At 70.4% G+C, this 2,883-nt stretch carries 4 protein-coding genes; 2 read left to right on the top strand and 2 right to left on the bottom strand.

Features of this window, described 5'->3' with window-relative positions; translation table 11 throughout:
• Window positions 1–133: 133 nt before the first annotated feature.
• On the bottom strand, window positions 134–874 hold the full coding sequence (locus tag ACZ4FV_RS51910) for an alpha/beta fold hydrolase (RefSeq protein WP_465328420.1): 741 nt from the start codon (window positions 872–874) through the stop codon (window positions 134–136).
• A 120-nt stretch (window positions 875–994) separates the two neighbouring features.
• Here ACZ4FV_RS51910 and ACZ4FV_RS51905 point away from each other — a divergent pair, with 120 nt between their 5' ends.
• Window positions 995–1,219: a hypothetical protein gene (locus ACZ4FV_RS51905; protein ID WP_465328418.1), complete on the top strand. Its 225-nt coding sequence runs from the start codon at window positions 995–997 to the stop codon at window positions 1,217–1,219.
• Between the two features lie 395 nt (window positions 1,220–1,614).
• Window positions 1,615–1,899 (top strand): RICIN domain-containing protein, encoded by a 285-nt coding sequence (locus ACZ4FV_RS51900; RefSeq protein WP_465328416.1) that lies wholly within the window; start codon window positions 1,615–1,617, stop codon window positions 1,897–1,899.
• Between the two features lie 33 nt (window positions 1,900–1,932).
• Here the strand turns inward: ACZ4FV_RS51900 and ACZ4FV_RS51895 are convergent.
• Window positions 1,933–2,883: IS3 family transposase (locus tag ACZ4FV_RS51895; protein ID WP_465328414.1), on the bottom strand; the 951-nt coding region annotated here is incomplete at its 5' end.

Below are 2,883 nucleotides of genomic sequence, written 5' to 3'. Positions count from 1 at the left end.
TGGTTGGGGGTGGTGGGGGGTGGGGGGGGGGGGGGCGGGGCGGTCCCGCGACTGCAGGCCCGGGGGGGGGGGGGGGTTGCCCCCCCCCCCCCCCCCCCCCCCCCCCCCACAACCGGCATGCACCGCCGAGGGGTCAGCCGGCGATCTCGTCGAGCAGCGCCGCGAGTTCCGCGGGTCGCGAGAACATCGGCCAGTGGCCGGTGGGCAGCGCGCGCGTGTCGATGGACTCGGCCTTGACGAGTTCGGCGAAGAAGGGGTGCTCGGCCGCGATCATGGCCTGAACCTGGTCGAGGGGGAACGTGCACGTGATCAGGTGCGCCGGCACCTTCAGGCGAGCCTCGTTCGAGACGCGCACCGGGCTCGCGGCCACCGCGTACGGCTGCGGCACCGCGCGTGCCCGCAGGGCGGCGAGATCGGCGTCGGAGAGGCCGTCGAGCACCTCCGGGTCGGCCGTCGGGTCGAACGCGTTCGTGTATCGCCCGTCGCCGCGCTCGGCGGCCTCCGCCTCGGCGCGCGTGCGCTCGGCCGGATCGATCACATCGAGCAGGGCGGTGCCGTCCCCGACCGGGCCGGCGTCGACATAGACGATCCGGGCGATCCGCTCCGGGATGGCGTCCAGCGTCTCGTACGCGGGGAACGAGCCGCCCGAGTGGGCGACCAGGACCACGTCGGTGAGATCCCGCGTGGTGATCTCCTCGATCAACGCGCGGGTCTGGGTGGCGAGATCGACGCCCGTGACGTCGGTGCGGTCCGCCTCCAGACCCGGCAGCGTCACCGCCGTGACGTCGTGCCCGGCTGCGCGCAGCAGACCGGCCACGTCGTCCCACGCCCACGCGCCGAGCCAGTAACCGGGGACGAGAACGATGTTCGCCATGGTGGTTCTCCTTCGATCGTCGTGCCGACAAGAACAATCTTGGAGCCCATACCTGACAAGTAATGTCATGTACGGGGACGGAGTCGTCAGATGGCGGGGTCGCCCTCCCCGAAATGTTTCGTGGAAGGTCCGGACAAGTTCGTCCGCAACGCGATCGCGGCCCGCCCGGACATTTCTCCGGGACTGCGAGAGCGGATCGTGGCCACCCTGCAGACCGACAATCCCGTCGCGGAGTGGGTCCTGGCGTACCGCCGCGACTCCAACGTGGGAGGCACACCGCCACCGGTCCCGCCGATACTCACCCGGGAACAGGCGGAAGCACTCCTGGCCCGAACCGACCTGTAGACCCTCGACACACGATTGCCGGTCGGTCACTCGACGGCGGACACGGCCGGGGTCGGGCAGGCGTGCGTGCTCGCTCCGAAGATTTTCGCGGGGCGAGGAGGCGCACTTCGACAATCGGGACGCATTGGCCGATTCCCGTCCGCCGTCGCCGTGGAACGGTCTGCCGAGCCCTCCCGGGAGGGGTCACCGGCACACCGGCACACCGGCGCGCTCCCGCGGGCCGGCGCAGCCCGCCGCCGATTGCCCCGGTCGCCACTCCTCCGCGCCGACGCCGTCTGCCGCCTCGACACCGGCCCGGGAAAAAATTTCGGCGGACCTTGAGAGATTCTGCTGCGCCTGGCCACGTCCTCTCCGAACGGGCCGCTTTCGGCGGCCCCTCGCCGAAGGGACGGCCGATGAACGAGCTACTACGGCGGAGGCGTCGCGTACCGCGCTCCGCTTGCCTGTGGGCGGCAGTGATGGCCATGCTCCTCGCCCTGATGACGACGGCGGGCGCACCCCCCGCCTCCGCGGCCGACCAGCCGCTCTGGCCCACCGCCGGCTATCTCGGGAGGCCAGGCTCCAGCGCGGTCGCGGAAGTGGAGAACTCGTCGGTGGCATCCGGCACCGGGGTGCGGCTCTGGCCCTTCCACGGCGGGCAGAACCAGCGCTGGCAGTTCCTCCCACGCCCCTCGAACTGAGCTGACCCGGGTTTCGTAGAGTGTTGCGGTTGTTCAGGCGGTCTTCGTTTGTTGTTGCTGCGGGTACTGTCGGTACGCCTGCTCGTACTCGATCGGTGGGACGTAGCCGAGGGCGGAGTGGAGCCGTTCCTCGTTGTACCAGCCGACCCAGCGCACGACGGCGTGCTCGACCTGGGCGAAGTCTCGCCACGGACCCTGCATTTCGATCAGTTCGGCCTTGAACGTGCCGTTGAGCGCCTCGGCCATCGCGTTGTCATAGCTGTCCGCGACCGAGCCGACCGAAGCGGCGGCCCCGACATCGGCGAGCCGCTCGGTGTAGCGAATGGACACGTATTGCGACCCCCTGTCCGAGTGGTGAACCAGTCCGGAGCCCTTCTTGATACGGCGTCGCCACAACGCCATCTCCAAAGCGTCCAGCGGGAGTTCGGTCCGCAGGTGGTCTGCGACCTGCCAGCCGACGATCATCCGTGAGTACACGTCGAGGACGAACGCCACGTACGTCCACCCCGACCACGTGCGGACATACGTCAGGTCGGCGACCCACAGTCGATCCGGGCCCTCGGCGGTGAAGCGGCGGTCGACCAGGTCCGGTGGACGGGGTGCGGCCGGCTCGGGCACGGTGGTGCGGCGGCGCCGCCCGCGGATGACGCCCTCGACGCCCGATTCGCGCATCAGCCGCTCGACCGTGCACCGGGCCACGACGTGGCCCTTGCGAGCCAGTGCGCGGGTGATCCGCCGGGCACCGTAGGTGCCGCCGGAGTCGGCGTGCTCGGTCTCGATCAGGCCGATGAGCCGCTCGTCGCGCAGCCGGCGCGCGGACTTGGGGCGCTTCTTGCGCGCGAAGTACGTCGACGGGGACAGGTCCAGCACCCGGCATACGGGATCGACCCCGAGACCCTTGTCACGCAGGTGGTCGATCACCTGCTCGGCCTCGTCCGGGGACGGTCGATCTCCTGCGCAAAAAACACGGACGCGGCTTTCAGG

The sequence above is a fragment of the Embleya sp. NPDC025285 genome (assembly GCF_055558835.1).
The sequence above is the reverse complement of the archived record's forward strand: the minus strand, read 5'-3'. Positions and strand labels throughout refer to the sequence as shown.